This is a genomic window from Xylophilus sp. PBN-3R (assembly GCF_057747805.1).
In genome coordinates this window covers 4,245,183-4,261,781 of record NZ_CM173225.1, presented here as the reverse complement: position 1 = coordinate 4,261,781, position 16,599 = coordinate 4,245,183, and the positions used below count along the sequence as shown (strand labels likewise).

The 16,599-nt window shown below is 66.7% G+C and carries 15 protein-coding genes; 5 read left to right on the top strand and 10 right to left on the bottom strand.

Features of this window, described 5'->3' with window-relative positions; translation table 11 throughout:
• The first annotated feature begins 32 nt into the window (after positions 1-32).
• Together AC3ANW_RS20325 and AC3ANW_RS20320 are read left to right on the top strand one after the other, a co-directional pair.
• Positions 33-1,292 (top strand): THUMP domain-containing class I SAM-dependent RNA methyltransferase, encoded by a 1,260-nt coding sequence (locus tag AC3ANW_RS20325; RefSeq protein ID WP_488342640.1) that lies wholly within the window; start codon positions 33-35, stop codon positions 1,290-1,292.
• Entirely contained in the window at positions 1,289-1,744 is a 456-nt protein-coding gene (locus AC3ANW_RS20320) for a putative toxin-antitoxin system toxin component, PIN family (RefSeq protein ID WP_488342639.1), read from the top strand. The genes AC3ANW_RS20325 and AC3ANW_RS20320 overlap by 4 nt, the downstream gene beginning before the upstream one ends.
• A gap of 10 nt (positions 1,745-1,754) precedes the next feature.
• On the opposite strand, the gene AC3ANW_RS20315 is transcribed toward AC3ANW_RS20320, so the two are convergent.
• A complete protein-coding gene (locus AC3ANW_RS20315) occupies positions 1,755-2,933 on the bottom strand; it encodes an MFS transporter (protein WP_488342638.1) in 1,179 nt (392 codons plus the stop codon).
• A complete protein-coding gene (locus tag AC3ANW_RS20310) occupies positions 2,926-3,330 on the bottom strand; it encodes a RidA family protein (protein ID WP_488342637.1) in 405 nt (134 codons plus the stop codon). The genes AC3ANW_RS20315 and AC3ANW_RS20310 overlap by 8 nt, the downstream gene beginning before the upstream one ends.
• A 75-nt stretch (positions 3,331-3,405) precedes the next feature.
• Here AC3ANW_RS20310 and soxR point away from each other — a divergent pair, with 75 nt between their 5' ends.
• Positions 3,406-3,867, top strand: a complete 462-nt coding sequence (soxR, locus tag AC3ANW_RS20305) for a redox-sensitive transcriptional activator SoxR (RefSeq protein WP_488342636.1) — start codon at positions 3,406-3,408, stop codon at positions 3,865-3,867.
• Here soxR and AC3ANW_RS20300 read toward each other — a convergent pair.
• The 6 genes from AC3ANW_RS20300 to AC3ANW_RS20275 form a co-directional block, all read right to left on the bottom strand.
• Complete coding sequence (locus tag AC3ANW_RS20300; protein WP_488342635.1) at positions 3,864-5,762, bottom strand: bifunctional sugar phosphate isomerase/epimerase/4-hydroxyphenylpyruvate dioxygenase family protein; 1,899 nt, start codon at positions 5,760-5,762, stop codon at positions 3,864-3,866. The two genes, soxR and AC3ANW_RS20300, sit on opposite strands and share 4 nt — an antisense overlap.
• Before the next feature lie 20 nt (positions 5,763-5,782).
• Positions 5,783-6,979 carry a lyase family protein gene (locus AC3ANW_RS20295; protein WP_488342634.1) on the bottom strand — a complete coding sequence of 399 codons (1,197 nt, stop codon included), beginning with the start codon at positions 6,977-6,979 and terminating at the stop codon, positions 5,783-5,785.
• A 1-nt stretch (position 6,980) separates the two neighbouring features.
• Positions 6,981-7,991, bottom strand: coding sequence for a TRAP transporter substrate-binding protein (locus AC3ANW_RS20290; protein ID WP_488342633.1), 1,011 nt, complete (start codon positions 7,989-7,991; stop codon positions 6,981-6,983).
• Between the two features lie 48 nt (positions 7,992-8,039).
• Positions 8,040-9,320 (bottom strand): TRAP transporter large permease subunit, encoded by a 1,281-nt coding sequence (locus AC3ANW_RS20285; RefSeq protein WP_488342632.1) that lies wholly within the window; start codon positions 9,318-9,320, stop codon positions 8,040-8,042.
• Between the two features lie 4 nt (positions 9,321-9,324).
• The gene (locus AC3ANW_RS20280) at positions 9,325-9,924 is read right to left on the bottom strand and encodes a TRAP transporter small permease (protein WP_488345472.1); all 600 of its coding nucleotides are present in this window, start codon (positions 9,922-9,924) and stop codon (positions 9,325-9,327) included.
• A 70-nt stretch (positions 9,925-9,994) separates the two neighbouring features.
• Positions 9,995-10,927: a shikimate dehydrogenase family protein gene (locus AC3ANW_RS20275; RefSeq protein WP_488342631.1), complete on the bottom strand. Its 933-nt coding sequence runs from the start codon at positions 10,925-10,927 to the stop codon at positions 9,995-9,997.
• A 172-nt stretch (positions 10,928-11,099) separates the two neighbouring features.
• Here AC3ANW_RS20275 and AC3ANW_RS20270 point away from each other — a divergent pair, with 172 nt between their 5' ends.
• Together AC3ANW_RS20270 and AC3ANW_RS20265 are read left to right on the top strand one after the other, a co-directional pair.
• The gene (locus tag AC3ANW_RS20270; RefSeq protein WP_488342630.1) at positions 11,100-11,873 is read left to right on the top strand and encodes an IclR family transcriptional regulator domain-containing protein; all 774 of its coding nucleotides are present in this window, start codon (positions 11,100-11,102) and stop codon (positions 11,871-11,873) included.
• A 191-nt stretch (positions 11,874-12,064) separates the two neighbouring features.
• Positions 12,065-13,225 carry a porin gene (locus AC3ANW_RS20265; RefSeq protein ID WP_488342629.1) on the top strand — a complete coding sequence of 387 codons (1,161 nt, stop codon included), beginning with the start codon at positions 12,065-12,067 and terminating at the stop codon, positions 13,223-13,225.
• A gap of 607 nt (positions 13,226-13,832) precedes the next feature.
• On the opposite strand, the gene AC3ANW_RS20260 is transcribed toward AC3ANW_RS20265, so the two are convergent.
• Entirely contained in the window at positions 13,833-14,687 is an 855-nt protein-coding gene (locus AC3ANW_RS20260; RefSeq protein WP_488342628.1) for a BUD32 family EKC/KEOPS complex subunit, read from the bottom strand.
• The gene (locus AC3ANW_RS20255) at positions 14,687-16,465 is read right to left on the bottom strand and encodes an FMN-binding glutamate synthase family protein (RefSeq protein ID WP_488342627.1); all 1,779 of its coding nucleotides are present in this window, start codon (positions 16,463-16,465) and stop codon (positions 14,687-14,689) included. Before AC3ANW_RS20255 ends, AC3ANW_RS20260 begins: the two co-directional genes overlap by 1 nt.
• Positions 16,466-16,599: the final 134 nt, after the last annotated feature.

Sequence of the window (16,599 nt, the reverse complement as noted above, 5' to 3'; positions counted from 1 at the left end):
ATTCACCTGTGGCGCGTATCCTTGCGACTTCCATGAATCAGATACAACTTTTCCTGCCCTGCGCCGCCGGCGTCGAGGGTTACCTTGCCGACGAAGTCCACCAGCTCACCGGGCTGGCCGGCATGGACCTGCAAACACTTCGCGGCGGCGTGCTGTTGCGGGCTTCCTGGCGCGAGGCAATGCTGCTCAACCTGCACAGTCGGCTGGCCCAGCGGGTGCTGGTGCAGCTCTCGCAGACGATGTACCGCAACGAGAAGGATCTGTACGAGGCCGCATCCGATGTCGCCTGGGAGATCTGGTTCACCACCAGGCAGACCTTCAAGATCGAGGTCACCGCCCAGCACAGCCCGCTGCAGAGCCTGAATTTTGCAGCGCTCAAGATCAAGGACGCCGTGGCCGACCGTTTCCGCCACAAGAGCGGCGAGCGGCCCGACGTCAACACCCAGTGGCCGGATGTACGTATCCACGCTCACCTGACCACCGACCAGGCCACGCTCTACATCGACACCTCGGGCGAGCCGCTGTTCAAGCGCGGCTGGCGCGAGGACAAGGGCGACGCGCCACTGAAGGAAACCCTGGCCGCCGCCATGATCGCGGCCAGCGGCTGGAACCCCCACGGCGACACCCCCCTGCCGCTGTACGACCCCTGCTGCGGCAGCGGCACCATCGCCATCGAGGCCGCGCAGATCGCCTGCCGCATTCCGGCCGGTGCGCATCGTCGTTTCGCGTTCGAGAAGATGCTGCCCTTCCAGTCGCATGTATGGCGCGTGCTGCTCGACGAGGCCGAAAACGCGGTGACTGAACCCACGGTGCCGATTTTCGGAAGCGACGTGTCGCACCGCATGGTCGACTTCGCCGAGCGCAATGCCGAACGTGCCGGCGTGGCGCGGGTAGTCGAGTTCCGCGGCGGCGACGCCCTGCAGCGCCTACCGCCCGCACCCGAAGGCGTGCTGCTGCTCAACCCGCCGTACGGCGAACGGATCGCCGTGGCCGGTGTGGCCGGCCAGCGCGCAGATGCGGTGGCGCGCCAGCCTCGCGAATCACGCGAGACGGCACAGGTCGAGGACGGAGGCGACTTCTTCCCGTCCCTGGCGACCCACTGGAAACGCAACTTCGCCGGCTGGAGCGCATGGGTGCTGACACCCGACGCCAAGCTGCCCGGCCGCATGCGCCTCAAGGAATCGCGCCGCGTGCCGATGTGGAACGGCCCCATCGAATGCCGCCTGTTCCGTTTCGACATGGTCGCCGGCTCGGCCCGCAACAAGGCCGACAAGGTCGACAAAACCGCATGACACGCCAGCCGCTGGTGCTGGACACCAATATCGTGCTGGACGTCTTCCTGTTTCCCGACGTGGCCTCGCGGCCGGTGCGCGAAGGGCTCGAAGCCGGCCGGCTCGACTGGATCGCCACGCCGCACATGCGCAACGAACTGGAACGGGTGCTGGCCTATACCCAGATCGCGCCGCGCCTGGCCTTTTACGGCCTGACGCCGGCCGATGTGCTGGCCGGTTTCGACCGACATGCCCGCATCGTCGAGCCGGCGCCCAAGATCGGGTTTTCATGCAAGGACCCGGACGACCAGGTCTTCATCGACCTTGCCGCCGCCCACGGTGCGCAACTGCTCAGCAAGGACCGTGCGGTGCTGTGCATGCGCAAGCGCCTGGCCGGGCTGGGTGTGGTGATCGGCACGGTGCTCGACGGTGCCGCGGTCGATCCGTCAAAACTGCTGCCGGCGCTGGACTGAAGCTCCCGCTTCAGCGCCCGGCCCGCTGCAGCCGCAGGTCCCACCACCAGGCCAGCGCACAGCCCAGCGCCATGGCCAGCCCCAGCCCGCAGACACCCGGCCAGGCGGCGCATTGCCAGGCCAGCGAACCGGCGGCCGAACCCAGCGCCGCACCGATGAAATACGCCGTCATGTAGACCGCGTTCAGCCGCCCGCGAGCCTCCGGCAGCAACGCATAGACGACGTTCTGGTTGCTGATGTGGATGCCCTGCAGAGCAGCGTCGATCACCACGAAACCCAGCACGAAGGCGGGCAGGCTGGTGGCTCCCAGCCACAGCGGCAGAAAACTCAGCGCCAGCAGCAGAACGGAGGATCCGGTGGTCATCTGCAGCCAGCCGCGGTCGGCCCAGCGGCCAGCCAGGGTGGCGGTCAGCGCACCGGCCGCGCCGGTCAGTCCGATCAGGCCGATGGCCGCATCACCCAACCGGTGTGCGGGCCCGGACAACAGCAGCGCCATGGTGGCGAACATGCCGCTCACCGATGCGAACGACAGCCCCGCCAGCAGCGACCGGCTGCGCAGGCGCGGATAGCGGCGCAGCAGGGTCAGCATCGAACCAAGCACCTCGCCATAGGCGATCCGTCGCGGGTTGCGCGACGCCGGCAGCACCCGCCACAGCACCAGCGCGAACAGCAGCATCAGGCCGCCGGAGACACGGTAGACCGTGGCCCAGCCGCCGTAGTCCGACAGCAGGCCGGCCACGCTGCGCGCGGCCAGGATGCCGGTCAGCAGGCCGCTCATCACGAGCCCGACCGCACGCCCGCTGCGGGCAGGGTCGGACAGCGCCGCGGCCATCGGCACCAGCACCTGCGCGGCCACCGAGAACAGGCCGGCGATGCCCACGCCCACGCACAGCATCACGATGCCGCCGGCCCAGCCGCTGGTGAACTGGCCGAGTGCCGCCAGCATCATCAGGCCGACCGCCAGGCCGCGCCGTTCGAGCATGTCGCCCAGCGGCACCAGCAACAGCAGGCCGAGCGCATACGACAGTTGCGCGATGGTGACCGTCAGCGATGCCGTGGACTCGCTCACCCGCAGGTCGAGCGCGATGGAATGCAGCAGCGGCTGGTTGAAATAATTGCCGCCCACACACAAGCCGCTGGCCACCGCCATCAGAAGCAAGGCGGGGGTTCCGATGCGGGCCTCAGACATCCAGTGCCGCCGTCGCATCGATCTCGAACAGCATGCCGTCGCGTGCCAGCCGCGGCACCGGGATCAGGGTGCAGGCGGGTGCCATCGCCCCGTTCCAGCGGCGTTTCAGGGCTTGCGTCAGGACGCCCAGGTGCTGCTCCGAATGATCGACGATCAGTACCGTGAGCTTGACCACGTCGGTCACACCGGCACCGGCGGATGCCAGGGCGGTCACCAGGTTGTCGAGCGCCTGTTCCACCTGCGCCGCGAAGTCTGGCGGCAGCTGGCCAGCTGCATTTTCGCCGCCCTGTCCGGCGATGTAGAGCAGGCGGGCGGGCCCGGTGACGGTGGCGACATGCGAGTAACCGTTGGGTTGCGGATCGTGGAGGCCGGCGGGGTTGGCGAATTGCAGGGGCATGAAGAACGTACGCGTGGCATGTGGCGTTGATGAGTCGTCTAGTATCAAACCTCGAGTTAACTTGAGGTCAAGCCCATGGCGGCAAGAAGCGTGGTGATGCTCACCGTCGGCGAAGTCGCCGAACGCAGCGGCGTAGCGGTATCGACCCTGCATTTCTATGAGAAGTCCGGACTGGTCGGCAGTGTGCGCAGCGCCGGCAACCAGCGCCTGTTTCCGCGCGCGGTGCTGCGCCGGCTGGCCGTCATCAAGGTGGCGCAGCGCATGGGCCTGCCATTGGCCGCCATCGCCGATGCGCTGGCCGCCCTGCCGGTCGGCCGCAATCCCACGGTGGCCGACTGGCGGCGCATGTCGACCCGGTGGCGGGCCGACCTCGACGCCCGTATCCAGGGCCTGATGCAACTGCGCGGTCAGCTCGACGGCTGCATCGGCTGCGGCTGCCTGTCGCTCAAGGCCTGCCCGTTGCGCAACCCCGGCGATCGGCTGGGCGACGATGGTCCGGGGCCGCATTTCGGCAGTCCCAAGCCGCCGAAAATCTAGCCGTCGGCCTGTTCCAGCGACGCCAGCCGTGCGGGCGCGTTCGAAGCACCGTAGGCGTCGTAGCCGGCATCGCGCTGTACCAGCTCGAAGAAGAAACGATCGTCGAATGATTCGCTATAGGCCTGCAGGTAACGCGCGCCGCCGGTCGTTTCGTCGTACACGATGTCCAGTGCCCGCATGCGCTCCACCAGGGTTCCATCCAGTCCCAGCCGAGCTGCCAGATCGTCGTAGTAGTTGCCGGAAATGGCGACGAAACGAACCCCTCTTTCACGCATCGCCGCCACCGTCGAGAAGATGTCCGCGCAGGCCAGAGAGATGTGGTGCACGCTGCCGCCCGCCGGCCCGGTGGACGCCACCTGGCGTGCGGTGCGGGTATGCCGCCCAAGAGACACGTTCAGCACCAGCCGCAGGCTGGCCGAATCGTTGCACAGGCCGCTGCTGCGGATCAGGCCGTAAGGGTCTGCCAGCTCGGTGCTGTCGATGGCGTTCAGGCCCAGCACCGTGCGGGCGAACAGGGTCCAGGTGTCGAACTGGTCGTCGGCCAGACCCATCGCCAGATGGTCCACGCCCAGCACACCGCAGCCGGCGGACGGCGCGCCCGCATCGTCCGGAAAGTCCGCTGCCAGGTCTTGTCCGTCGCCGACGAAATGCACCACCGTGCCGCCCGGCGCAGTGATGGCCGGAAGATCAAGCTCGCTCGGCCGGCGGCGGGTCGGCTGGCGTGCCGAAAGGAAGGCGGTGGCATGGCTGGCCGCTGCCGCCGGGTCGTCGACCGAGATGCCCATGGCGCACACGGTCGGGCCCTGTTGGCCGAAACGTTCGCGGGCATGCGAATCGGGCTGGGTGTTGACGATCAGCTGCGCATCGCCCTGTCGATACAGCGTGACCGCTTTCGACCGGTGCCGCCCGACCCGCTGGAAACCCATTGTCTCCAGCAGGCTGCCCAGCGCTGCGCCACGGTTTTCGTCGGTGGCGAACTCGACGAATGCATAACCCTCAGGACGCGGCATCTGCGGCGGGTCGAACAGCTCCAGCCGCTGCAATGCACGCTGTGATGCGTCGTCGTCCGTCGCCTTCTCGAGCCGGGCCCGCACCTCTGCCTCGAGGTAGAGCAGCGACCGCATGGCGTCGAGCGCAGTGCGGCGGTTGGAAGTGCCGCGGAACACGTCGTTGAAGATTTCCAGCGACAGGGTTCCGGTGTAGCCCGCGCGCAGGGCCTGCTCATAGAAGCCGACTACGTCCAGCTGGCCCTGGCCGGGGAAATTGCGGTGATGCCGCGCCCACTGGAGCACATCCATGTTCAGCAATGGCGCATCGGCCATCTGCACGAAGAAGATGCGGTCGCCCGGTATGTCTGCGATGCCGGCCGGGTCGTCACGCAGCGACAGCGTATGGAAGCTGTCCAGGATCAGGCCCAGGTGCGGATGGTCGGCCAGCCGCACACGTTCCCAGGCCTGGCCGTACAGCTTCACCCAACGGCCCCAGGCCAGCGCCTCGTAGCCGATGCGGATGCCGCGCGATGCGGCCCGGTCGGCCAGTTCGTGCAGTTGCGCGGCGGCCAGGCCGGCATCGCCCGACGACTGCGGCGACACGTTGGAACACACCAGCATCATCGACACGCCCAGCTCGTCCATCAGGTCGAACTTGCGCTCGGCGCGGTCGAGGTTGCGGCGGTGGGCGGCGTCGGGCATGCCTTCGAAGTCGCGGAAAGGCTGGTACAGGTCGATGTCCAGGCCCAGGTCGGCGCAGATGCGGCGCACCTCGCCGGCACCGCCCTGGAAGTTGACGAAGTCGGCCTCGAACAGCTCGACCGCATCGAAACGCGCAGCGGCGATGGCTTCGAGTTTCTGCCGCAGGGTGCCGCTGAGCGACACGGTGGCAATGGCACGGCGCATGGGGATCGGTCCTCGGTTCTTCAGGTGTCTGGAAGGGCGCGCAGGCGGGCCAGTTGTTCGCGTGCCAGCTGGCCGGCGTTGATCGCCAGGGCCGGGTCGAACCATTCGTCGGCCACCTCGCGCGGCAGGCTTTCGCGCAGCGCGTCGAGATTCGTGCGCATGCGGGCGGCGTTCACGTCGAGCCCGGGCAATGCGCCGGCCAGCGCACGCGCTGAGCCGTGGGCCGACAGCATCAGCTGCGCCCATTCGGCCAGTTCGGCCTGCCAGTTGCCCAGCGAGCGCTCGTGTTCCTGCGGCATGGCGGCCAGCAGCGCTGCGACCGATTGCGGTGCCCGTTGCGCGGCTGCCAGCGCCACCATGCAGGCGACCGGATTGCGTTTGTGCGGCATCACGCTCGAAGCGCCCCGGCCAGCGACCACCGGTTCGGAAACTTCCGATACCTCGAACTGCTGCATCAGCGACAGGTCGCGTGCCAGCTTGCCGAGCGTGCCGACCAATGCCCCGATGGCGCAACCCAGGGCCACCCAGGCGTCCCGTTGTGTGTGCCACGGCGCTGCGGGGGCCGAAAGGCCCAGCGATTCGGCCATCAGCGCGACCACCTGCGCGCCGTGGCCTGCGAGTTCCGATTGCGTGCCCACCGCGCCGCCCAGCTGCACCGCCAGGGCCTCGGGTGCGGCGTGTCGAACACGTGCCAGGCAACGCTGCAGGCTGCCGGCCCACAGCGTGCATTTCCAGCCGAAGCTGGTGACCGATGCCGGCTGGCCCAGCGTGCGTGCCAGCATCGGCGTGTCGGCGTGTCTTTCGGCCAGCGCCAGCAGGGCTTCGAGCACGGTGTCGCCATCGGCCAGCAGCAGCGCCAGCACCGGTTGGGTGACCAGCGCCATCGCGGTGTCGATCACGTCCTGGCTGGTGCTGCCGAAGTGGGTGGCGGCCACGGCTTCCTGGCTGAACAGGCCGACGGTTTCCTTCAGCGCCTTCACCAGCGGAATCGCCAGGCTGCCCGCCTGGCCGCTGTCGCGCACGATGCGCGGCACGTTGAACAGGTCGACCTTGCAGGTGCTGGCGATGGTATCGGCGGCAGCCTGCGACACCAGGCCGACACGCGCTTCGGCCTGCGCCAGCGCGGCCTCGAAACGCAGCATCGCGGCGACAAAACTGCGTTCGCCGAAAGCCTCCAGGGCTTCCGGCGTGGAGAGAAAACCTTCGACGACCGTCATGTCAGGGCTTGCGCACCTGGGCGATGCTGGCCATCAGTTCCCTGACCGTGGCCTCGCCGATGGACGCGCTGTATTTCTCCACCACCGGCTTGACCTTCTCACGCAGGCGGTTCATTTCGGCCGGGCTGAATTCGGTCACCTGCATGCCGCCCTTGCGCAGTGCGTCGAGCGCCTGGTCTGCCTGGCCGCGCGACACCTCGCGCTGGTAACGGGTGGCTTCGGTGGCGGCGTCCTGGAACATCTTCTTTTCATCTGCGCTCAGCGAATCCCACAGCTTGCGGCCGATCAACAGTGCCTGCGGGTTGTAGATGTGGTGGGTCAGCGCCAGGTGTTTCTGCACCTCGTTAAGTTTGGACGCGAGGATGGTGCTGTTGGGGTTCTCCTGCCCGTCCACCGCCTTCTGGTCGAGTGCGCTGTACAGCTCGGGGAAGGGCATCGGAGTGGCGGTGGCGCCCAGTGCATTGAACAGGTCGATGTAGATCGGCGACTGGATGACACGGATCTTCAGGCCCGCGATGTCTTCCAGCCTGGTGATCGGGCGCTTGCTGTTGGTCAGGTTGCGGAAGCCCAGGTCCCAGTAGCCCAGGCCGATCAGGCCCTTGTCGGCCAGCTTGGCGAACAGGCCTTTGCCGAAGGCGCCGTCGGTGACCGCATCGGCCTCTTGCGGGTTGTTGAACAGGAAGGGCAAATCGTAGGCGCCGAATTCCCTCACCTGCGCGTTCAGGATGCCGGCGTTGAGCACCGTCATTTCCACCGTGCCGCCCTGCAGGGCCGATACCGTCTGCAGGTCGCCGCCCAGCACGCCCCCGGCGAACAGCTTGACCTGGATCCTGCCGCCCGACTTTTGTGCCATCAAATCGGCGAACTTCTGCGCGCCCATGGCCTGCGGATGGCCGGTCTGGTTCTGGAAGGCGAACTTGATGGTGCGCGGCTTCACGTCCTGCGCAAAGCCGGTGCCGGCCAGGGCCAGGGTCGCAGTGGCCAGCAGTGTCTTGATGAACATTCTTTTCATGGTTTGTCTCCTGTTGTGGATCGATGGCGAGGAAAAAGGTTTCGGGCTTCAGCCGGAGAGAAAACGGGCCGGCCAGGTGATGAGCGGCGGGAACAGCACCATCAGGAACATCATGGCGAACTCGGCATAGGCGAAGGGCATCACGCCGCGAATCACCTCGTCCATCTTCATCCGCCCCACACCGGCCACCACGTTCAGCACGGTGCCGACCGGCGGTGTCACCAGCCCGATGGAGTTGTTGATGATGAACAGCACACCGAAGTAGATCGGGTCGATGCCGGCGGCCTTGATCAGCGGCATCAGTACCGGGGTGAGGATCAGGATGGTCGGTGTCATGTCCATCGCGGTGCCGACCGCCATCACCAGCACCATGATCACCACCATCAGCAGCGTGGGGCTGCCGATCAGCGGCTGCAGCAGGGCGACCAGCTTGCCGGGCAGGTCGGCCACGGTGATCAGCCAGGCCGACACCATGGCGGCGGCCACCAGGAACATCACGATGGCGCTGGTCTTGGCCGACGACACCAGCACGCCGTACAACTGGCCGGGCTTGAGTTCGCGGTACACCACCACCGCCACGAACAGCGCATAGACGGCGGCCACCACGGCGGCTTCGGTCGGCGTGAACACACCGAAACGCAGGCCCACCAGGATGATGATCGGCAGCAGCAGCGCCCAGGTGGCCTCGCGGAAGGAGGCCATCACCTCGGCGGCGCTGCGGCGCACCGGCGGCACCACGTTTTCGCGCCGTGCCACCCACCACCAGGTGAACCACAGCGCCGCACCGATCAGGATGCCGGGGAAGATGCCTGCAAGGAAAAGCTTGCTGATCGACAGGTTGGCCGACACGCCGAAGATCACGAAACCGATGGACGGCGGGATGATCGGACCGATGACGCCGGCCGCCGCGATGAGCCCGCCGGAACGAGCCTTGTCATGCCCGGCCGCCACCATCATGGGGATCAGCAGGGCAGACAACGCCGCCGCATCGGCCACGGCCGACCCCGAAAGCGCGGACAGCACGCAGGCCGCGATGATGGCCACATAGCCCAGCCCGCCACGGATGTGGCCCACCAGCGCCAGTGCCAGGTTGACGATGCGGCGAGAGAGGCCGCCCTGGTTCATCACCTCGCCGGCCAGCATGAAGAAGGGAACCGCCAGCAGCGGGAAGCTGTCGGCCCCGTTGATGACGTTCTGCGCCAGGATCTGCGAGTCGAACAGGTCCAGGTGCCACATCAGCGCCATGCCGCACAGCAGCAGCGAAAAGGCGATCGGCACGCCGATGGCCATGGCACCCAGCAGGGAGCCCAGGAAGATGAGGATGGTCATGGTTTCAGTGCCCCTCGGCGCGGTTTCCGGAAGCTGCTGCTGCGGCTTCCTCGGCGTCGCGTCGCGCCAGTTCGGCGGTAATGCGGTCGATGTCGCCCTGTTCCTCGGACTCGTGCACCTGCACCAGTTCGTCCTCGCGCAGCTGGCCGCTGACGATGAGCCACAGCCCGTGCAGCAGCATGGCGATGGCCGACACACCGAACACCACACCCGATGCATAGAAGATGGCGACCGATGCGCCGGTGGTCGGCGCGGCCACCTCGCGGTTGATCAGCGCCTGCGCCCAGCTGCCGGTCAGCAGCAGCCAGCAGGCGTACAGCATCAGCAGGTGCACCGCGATCAGGCAGGCCTTCTTGCCTGCCACCGGCAGGCGGCTGACCAGCATGTCGGTGCCCAGGTGGCCGTGTTCGTGCACCGCGACGATGCCGCCCAGGAAGGTCATCCAGACGAATAGCCAGCGCGACACCTCCTCGGACACCGTGATGCCCGAGTTGAAACCGTAGCGCAGTACGACGTTGCCGAAAACCATGACCACCATGACACCGAGGCAGGCGGCCATGACGGCCTCGAGCGACCGGCAATAGCGGTTGAAGAATGTGTTGATCACCTGTTGTGTCTCCGCGCTCGGGGCGCTTTTTTTGGGTGTGATGGAAGGGCGGAAAAACCGTGGAATATCAGTCGCGGATCTCGCCCGCCAGTTCGGCCGGATAGATCATTTCGCGCAGGAACCTGCCGTTGGCCCGCACCGCACGGGCGGCTTCGGCATGACCGAAGAACTCGAGGTAGTGCGGCGCCTGCTGGATCAGCATCTCGAAGCCCGCGAACGCCGGCAGGCCACGTGCGCGGGTCGCGCGTACCAGCGGCGTCGGCTGGTTCTTCATCAGGATGTCGACCACGGCCGCATGGCTGTCCAGCCGGGTCACGTCGCAGGGAATCGGGTCGCTGGCCTGCAGCCCCAGCGGCGATGCATTGACCACCAGGTCATAGCCCGACGGGTCGCTGTTTTCCGCGGCGAAAGCCCGGCAGTCGAAATGCCTGCGCAGCCGTTCGGCGATGGCCTCGGCCTTGCCCGGCACCGGGTCGTACAAGGCGATCTCGCCGGCCGGCGGCACGGTGGCGGCCAGTGCTGCGGCAATGGCGGCGGCGCCACCGCCGGCACCCAGCACCAGCACCCGTTTGCCGGCGTGGCCCAGGCCTTCCCATTGCAGCGCGCCGACAAAACCGGCGCCATCGAACAGCCCGCCTTCCAGCCGGCCGTCGTCGTTGCGGCGGATCGCGTTGATGGCGCCGGCGGCCTGGCCTTCGCGGCTGCAGATGTCCACCAGTTCCGAGAGCGGCGCCTTGTGGGGAATCGCCACGAACATGCCCCGCACGTTGTCGGCCAGGAAGGCGGTGCGCACGAAATTCGCGATGTCGGCCGGTTTCACCCGCATCGGCACCAGCACCGCGTCGATTCCCAGGCGCGCGAAGATCCGGTTGAAGAGTTCGGGTGCCCGGACCTGGGCCACCGGGTCGCCCGGAATCAGGTAGACGGCGGTGGTGCCGGAGATCCGCGGCACGCTGGCTTCAGAAGCCGGTGCGGCCACGGAGGGAGTCGAAAAGTTCATGGATCGTGCAGATGGACTGGGAACGGGCCGCATTCTGTCCAGCGCTGTCGCTTCTGCCAGCCCCTCTGCGCGGCGGAAGGTGCGCACATCGCACGTCGCTGTGCGATAAACGAACGTTTACCGTGTTATCCCCGATCGGCCACGGCCGCTTCTTTTCCGCAGACTCGCTGCCATGGACCTCACCGACACCCCACTGGACCGGCGCGACTGGATCGCCGGCATCGAAAAAGGCCTGCGCATGCTCGAAGTCTTCGACTTCACCCATTCGCGGCTGACCGCGTCGGAGGCCGGCAAGCTCACCGACATGACCCGCACCGCCGCGCGCCGCCACCTGCTGACACTGGCGCACCTGGGTTATGTCGGCACCGACGGCAAGATGTTCTGGCTCACGCCCCGGGTGCTGCGGCTGGGTCAGGCGTATCTCGATTCGTCGCGGCTGGCGCGCATCGTCCAGCCCTTCCTGCAGCGCATCACCGCCGGCACGCACGAGGCCGCATACGTCAGCGTGATGGACGGCGACGACGTGGTCTACATTGCCCGCAGCGGGGCCAGGCGGGCCATGAACACCGGCTTCGTGCTGGGTGCCCGCATGCCGGCGCAGGTCACCGCGTCCGGCATGCTGATGCTGGCGCAGCGCGACGACGAAGCGGTGGCGCGTTGGCTGGACCACCACACCATCACCGCCTTCACCTCGCACACCATCGCCAGCAAGGAACGCCTGCAGGTGGAACTGCTGCGGGTGCGGCAGCAGGGTTTCGCGTTGTCCGAACAGCAGATCGACCTGCACCACCGGGGCGTCGCGGTGGCCCTGCGCAACAGCAAGGGCGAACTGGTGGGAGCGGTCAACGTGACCATGCCGATGGGGCACGAAACCTCCGAAGACGCGGTGCGCCGCACCCTGCCGGTGCTGCGTGAAACCGCCCAGGCCATGCGTTCCATGATCTGAGACAGGGCCGCGCGATCATCCCGACAAACCCCGAAAACGTGCGAAACGCGGCCGCCTCCGTGCGCTGATCGCACGCTTGCGGTACCGCGACAACACCATAAGCCGCTTCCCGCTTTTATCGTCCGCGCCGCGCATCGCTTGCCGGCCAGTGTCGCCAACCATAAAGACCGGCGTATAAAAGGAGAAGAGACTTGTTCCACGCCCAGCCCATCCGCGCAGTCGTTTCGGCCGTTGCCGTCACCGTCGTCGCTGCCGCCGCCACGCTGTCCGGCGGCGTCGCACAGGCGCAATCCCAGCCCGCCTCGACCGGCAGCGTCACGCTTTACGGCAACGTCGAGCAATATGTGAACTACATGCGCAGCAACTCGGGTTCGCACTTCACCAGCCTGGAAGACGGCGCCTACCTGCGCAGCCGTTTCGGCTTCCGCGGCGTCGAGGACCTGGGCGGCGGCTACACGGCCAAGTTCCAGCTGGAATCCGGTTTCTCGGGCGACACCGGCGCCATGGCCGACAGCACCCGTGCCTTCGACCGCCAGTCATGGGTCGGCATCGCCGGCCCGGCGGGCGAACTGCGCCTGGGCCGGCAGAACGGCCCCATCCTCACGCGCGGCGGCTACATCGACTTCAACACCCGCACGCTGGGCTCGATGGTCAACAACTTCGGCGTGCCTTCGCGCTACGACAACGACATCGCCTACCTGTCGCCCCGCATCAAGGGTGTCGCGGTCGAGGTGCACTACGCGCTGCCCGAGGTCAACAACAGCGTGTCGAAACAGGCGGTCTACCAGGGCGCCATCGACTACATCGACGACACCTACCGACTCGGATATATCGGCCTGCGCGGCCGCCCGCCGGCCAACGCGCTCTACGACCGCGACGTGGTCTACGACAACCTGTTCGCCAACTATGTCTACAGCAGGGGCACCATCTACCTGACCTTCGTCCGCAGCAACAACGTGACCTCGAATGCCAACGGCAACAATGCCGGCAGCATCCTGGGCAACGTGGGTGGCGTGGTGGCCGGCACCAACCCGGATGTGAACAATTTCTATCGGATCTGGCAGATCTCGGCTGATTACAAGGTGACGGATGCGTTGCGTATCGGCGCGTTGTGGGGGCGTATCGAGGACCAGTCGGGCAACGGCCGCAATGCCGACGGCGGCACCATCGGTGCGTTCTACGACATGTCCAAGCGGACCACGCTGTTCGCCATGGTCAATACCTTGCGAAACGATACCAATGCGGGGTTCCGGCCGTCGGGGTCGGCTGGGCTCAAGACCAACTTCACCGGTGGTGATGTGAATGGGCGGACCATCAATGGTGCTCAGATCGGGATATTGCACCGGTTCTGATGTTGGCCGCCTGCGCTGATGGGGCGCTGGCGTGGGTGGAGTCCACTTGTCGCGTGGAGGCGAGTAACTTTCTCACCCAGACGTAGCGGGCGGATTTGTTCGACTCGGATGCCTGAGGTTCGGAACGCTCGTTCGCCAAAAGCTTCACGCTCTGCCGTCGAACCGGTTTGATCGACCACCGCCGTACGGTTTGGTCGAAAACACGGCTTGGAGCGTGATCAAGCGCACTGCCGATTTGCGGGTAGTGCGCTCGACGGCCAGTCAGCCAGCATGGCGCGGTGGGCGTATTACCCCAGGTACTCGTTCTGGCGCCAGGCTGTATTCCTCAAAAAACCGTACAACGGTATTCGATCAAACGAGCGTCCCGATTCACGTGCAATGAATACGGCTGGGTGATCAATTCGTCTAGGCCAGGACGAGAGGTAGCGAAGCGGAACGAAGTCCCGACCATCGCTCATGCGATTCCCCGCCCCCAAGGCAAAGAAAGTGACTGCCCCGCGCACAAGCGGCTCACCCCTACGGAAGTAGCAGAAGAAAATCGAGAGCGAAGCGGAGATAGACGATCCACAAAAAGCTTCCCCCCGAAAAACAAAGGAGGCAGAACCGTTCACCCCTCCAACAACTCCCAGGCCGCCCGCGCCCGTTGCAAATCCCGCCCCCAGCGCCGGTCGCGGGGCAGGAAACGCAACCAGCGCATCCGCGACGCGCTGGTCGAAACCAGCGCCTGCACTGCCGCCGGCCGCTCGGCAAGCCAGGCACGCCAGGGCCCGCGCGCCGCCTCCAGCTGCCCCGCCTCCAGCAAATAGACCGCACTGGAATGCACATAACAGAGGATGTCCCGCAGCTGGCACTGGACCATCGGCATGCTCGCCTGCGGGTCGTCCTCGAAGTCGACATAACCGATGACACCGTCGGGGCAGTGCACCAGGTTGCGTGCGAAACCCTGGCTCAGGCAGGTTCCCACCGCATGCACCCGGCCGGTGGCATGCAGGCCCTGGACGAACAGGCTCAGCACCGTTTCCGGGCGCTCGACCTTGTTCTCGTTCATCTCTTCGGCGAGCGATGGCGCATGGCGGTCGGGCCGGCCCATGTGTTCCATGAGGAAACCATCGGGCAGCTCGGCCAGCACCGGCGGCACCCGCAAGCCTCGCGCGGCCAGCTCCCGCAGCCGGCGCGCTTCGGTCCGCACCGCCTGCCGGCCACCCGGGTTGTAGACCGGCGCCAGCGCCGGCAGACGCACCACCGATGCCACGATGCCGAGCAGCCAGAAATGCCAGCGCGGCCTGGGCTTCACGCTGCGTTTGACCCACACCTGCAGGTCGCGCCACAGATAGCGTTGAACCGTGTCGGTCTGGGTGGCGAGGCATTGGCGCAGAAACTCGGTCGCCTCGCGTGTGGCGGCATCGCTGCCGTCCATTAAGTCGCCTTGCTGCTGCATCGAGGGATCGTTCGGCAGGCTCATCACACTCCGGGCTCCGGCGCGAGCAGCGCGGTGGGGACGGTGTTGCCCGCGTGCTGGGGTGCCGGGCCGGGCACCGGCTCCTGCGCACGGAAACTCTGCGCCGACGCCAGCGGCCAGTACAGCTTGAACACGCTGGGCAGGTCGTCCAGCGGGCCGAGCAGGGCGCCCGGCGCCACCTGCAAGACCAGGTTGGACAGCAGCCTGACCTCGGTGTCCGTCAGGCGGCGGACGATGTGGTGCGACGTGATCTGCTGAGGGTGTTCCAGCCCGGCCGCCTGCACCAGTTCCTTCAGCGCTTCCAGTGTGTGATGGTGGAAACGGGTGACCCGTTCGGCCTTGTCGGGGACCACCAACGCCTGTTGGCGCAGCGGGTCCTGCGTGGTGACGCCGGTCGGGCAGTTGCCGGTGTGGCAGGTCTGCGCCTGGATGCAGCCCAGTGCCAGCATGAAACCCCGGCCTGCGTTGCACCAGTCGGCGCCCAGCGCCATGTAGCGGGCGATGTCGAAGGCGCTGATCACCTTGCCGGCGCAGCCCAGGCTGATGCGTTTGCGCAGGCCGGCGCCGACCAGCGTGTTGTGCACCAGCAGCAGGCCTTCCTGTACCGGCGCGCCGACGTGGTCGGTGAACTCGACCGGCGCTGCGCCGGTGCCGCCTTCGGCACCGTCGACCACGATGAAGTCGGGTGTGATGCCGGTTTCGAGCATTGCCTTGACCAGCGCGAACCATTCCCACACATGGCCCAGGCAGAACTTGAAGCCGACCGGCTTGCCACCCGACAGCCGGCGCAGCCGGGCGATGAAATGCATCATCTCGACCGGCGTGCGAAAGGCACTGTGCGACGACGGCGAGACGCAGTCGACACCCACCGGCACGCCCCGCGCATCGGCGATCTCGACGGTCACCTTGGTGCCCGGCAGGATGCCGCCGTGGCCGGGTTTTGCGCCCTGGCTCAGCTTGATCTCGATCATCTTCACCTGCGGGTCGCGGGCGTTGGCGACGAACTTCTCTTCACTGAAGGTGCCGTCGTCGTTGCGGCAGCCGAAGTAGCCCGAAGCGACTTCCCAGATCAGGTCGCCGCCGTGCACGCGGTGGTGCTGCGATATGGAGCCCTCGCCGGTGTCGTGGGCAAAACCACCCTGCGCCGCGCCCTTGTTCAGCGCCAGGATGGCGTTGGCCGACAGCGAGCCGAAGCTCATCGCCGAAATGTTGAAGACGCTGGCGTGATAGGGCTGGGTACAGGGCTCGACCGAGCGGGCCGCCTCGCCGGGCCGGCCGCCGATCCACACCCGGAAATCATGGTCGGCGAGTTTGCTCGGCGCCATCGAATGGTTGATCCACTCGTAACCCTGGTGGCCGGTATCCAGCTGGGTGCCGAACGGCCGGTTGTCGGGGTCGCCCTTGGCACGCTGGTACACCAGCGAACGCTGGGCGCGCGAGAACGGCAGGCTTTCGGTGTCGTTCTCGATGAAATACTGGCGGATCTCGGGGCGGATGAATTCGAAGGCGAAACGCAGGTGGCCCAGCACCGGGTAGTTGCGCAATATGGCGTGTTTGCGCTGGGTCAGGTCATGAAAACCCACCACCGTGAGCGCGGCCGCCAGCAGCGTGCCCAGCCACCACCAGGGGTTGTCGAACCAGTGCACATAGAGCAATGCCAGCAGCGCCACACCGCACAGCGTGAAGGCGCTGTAGCGCACCGGATAGCGTCCCAGGCCGCGAAGCGCGCCGTGAAGGGAGGGACGCCTGGAGGCAGGAGATGCCGGAGGAACGGTGGACATGGGGGGCTTGTCTCCGGATGGAAGGGCAAGGGTGCGCGGTGGGTGCGTCGGTAAAATAAGCGTCTTGTGCAGGCAGGCGAACCTCGCCGCCTGCGACCAGCGCCAGGCCGGATGATAAGGAAGCTGCGGACACC

What these genes read in the sequence shown, in the direction of transcription:
- AC3ANW_RS20285 (WP_488342632.1), bottom strand. Translation starts at nt 9,320, where the DNA reads ATGACCATCCTCATCTTCCTGGGCTCCCTGCTGGGTGCCATGGCCATC.
- AC3ANW_RS20290 (WP_488342633.1), bottom strand. Translation starts at nt 7,991, where the DNA reads ATGAAAAGAATGTTCATCAAGACACTGCTGGCCACTGCGACCCTGGCC.
- AC3ANW_RS20275 (WP_488342631.1), bottom strand. Translation starts at nt 10,927, where the DNA reads ATGAACTTTTCGACTCCCTCCGTGGCCGCACCGGCTTCTGAAGCCAGC.
- soxR (WP_488342636.1), top strand. Translation starts at nt 3,406, where the DNA reads ATGGCGGCAAGAAGCGTGGTGATGCTCACCGTCGGCGAAGTCGCCGAA.
- AC3ANW_RS20255 (WP_488342627.1), bottom strand. Translation starts at nt 16,465, where the DNA reads ATGTCCACCGTTCCTCCGGCATCTCCTGCCTCCAGGCGTCCCTCCCTT.
- AC3ANW_RS20300 (WP_488342635.1), bottom strand. Translation starts at nt 5,762, where the DNA reads ATGCGCCGTGCCATTGCCACCGTGTCGCTCAGCGGCACCCTGCGGCAG.
- AC3ANW_RS20260 (WP_488342628.1), bottom strand. Translation starts at nt 14,687, where the DNA reads ATGAGCCTGCCGAACGATCCCTCGATGCAGCAGCAAGGCGACTTAATG.
- AC3ANW_RS20325 (WP_488342640.1), top strand. Translation starts at nt 33, where the DNA reads ATGAATCAGATACAACTTTTCCTGCCCTGCGCCGCCGGCGTCGAGGGT.
- AC3ANW_RS20295 (WP_488342634.1), bottom strand. Translation starts at nt 6,979, where the DNA reads ATGACGGTCGTCGAAGGTTTTCTCTCCACGCCGGAAGCCCTGGAGGCT.
- AC3ANW_RS20310 (WP_488342637.1), bottom strand. Translation starts at nt 3,330, where the DNA reads ATGCCCCTGCAATTCGCCAACCCCGCCGGCCTCCACGATCCGCAACCC.
- AC3ANW_RS20320 (WP_488342639.1), top strand. Translation starts at nt 1,289, where the DNA reads ATGACACGCCAGCCGCTGGTGCTGGACACCAATATCGTGCTGGACGTC.
- AC3ANW_RS20315 (WP_488342638.1), bottom strand. Translation starts at nt 2,933, where the DNA reads ATGTCTGAGGCCCGCATCGGAACCCCCGCCTTGCTTCTGATGGCGGTG.
- AC3ANW_RS20270 (WP_488342630.1), top strand. Translation starts at nt 11,100, where the DNA reads ATGGACCTCACCGACACCCCACTGGACCGGCGCGACTGGATCGCCGGC.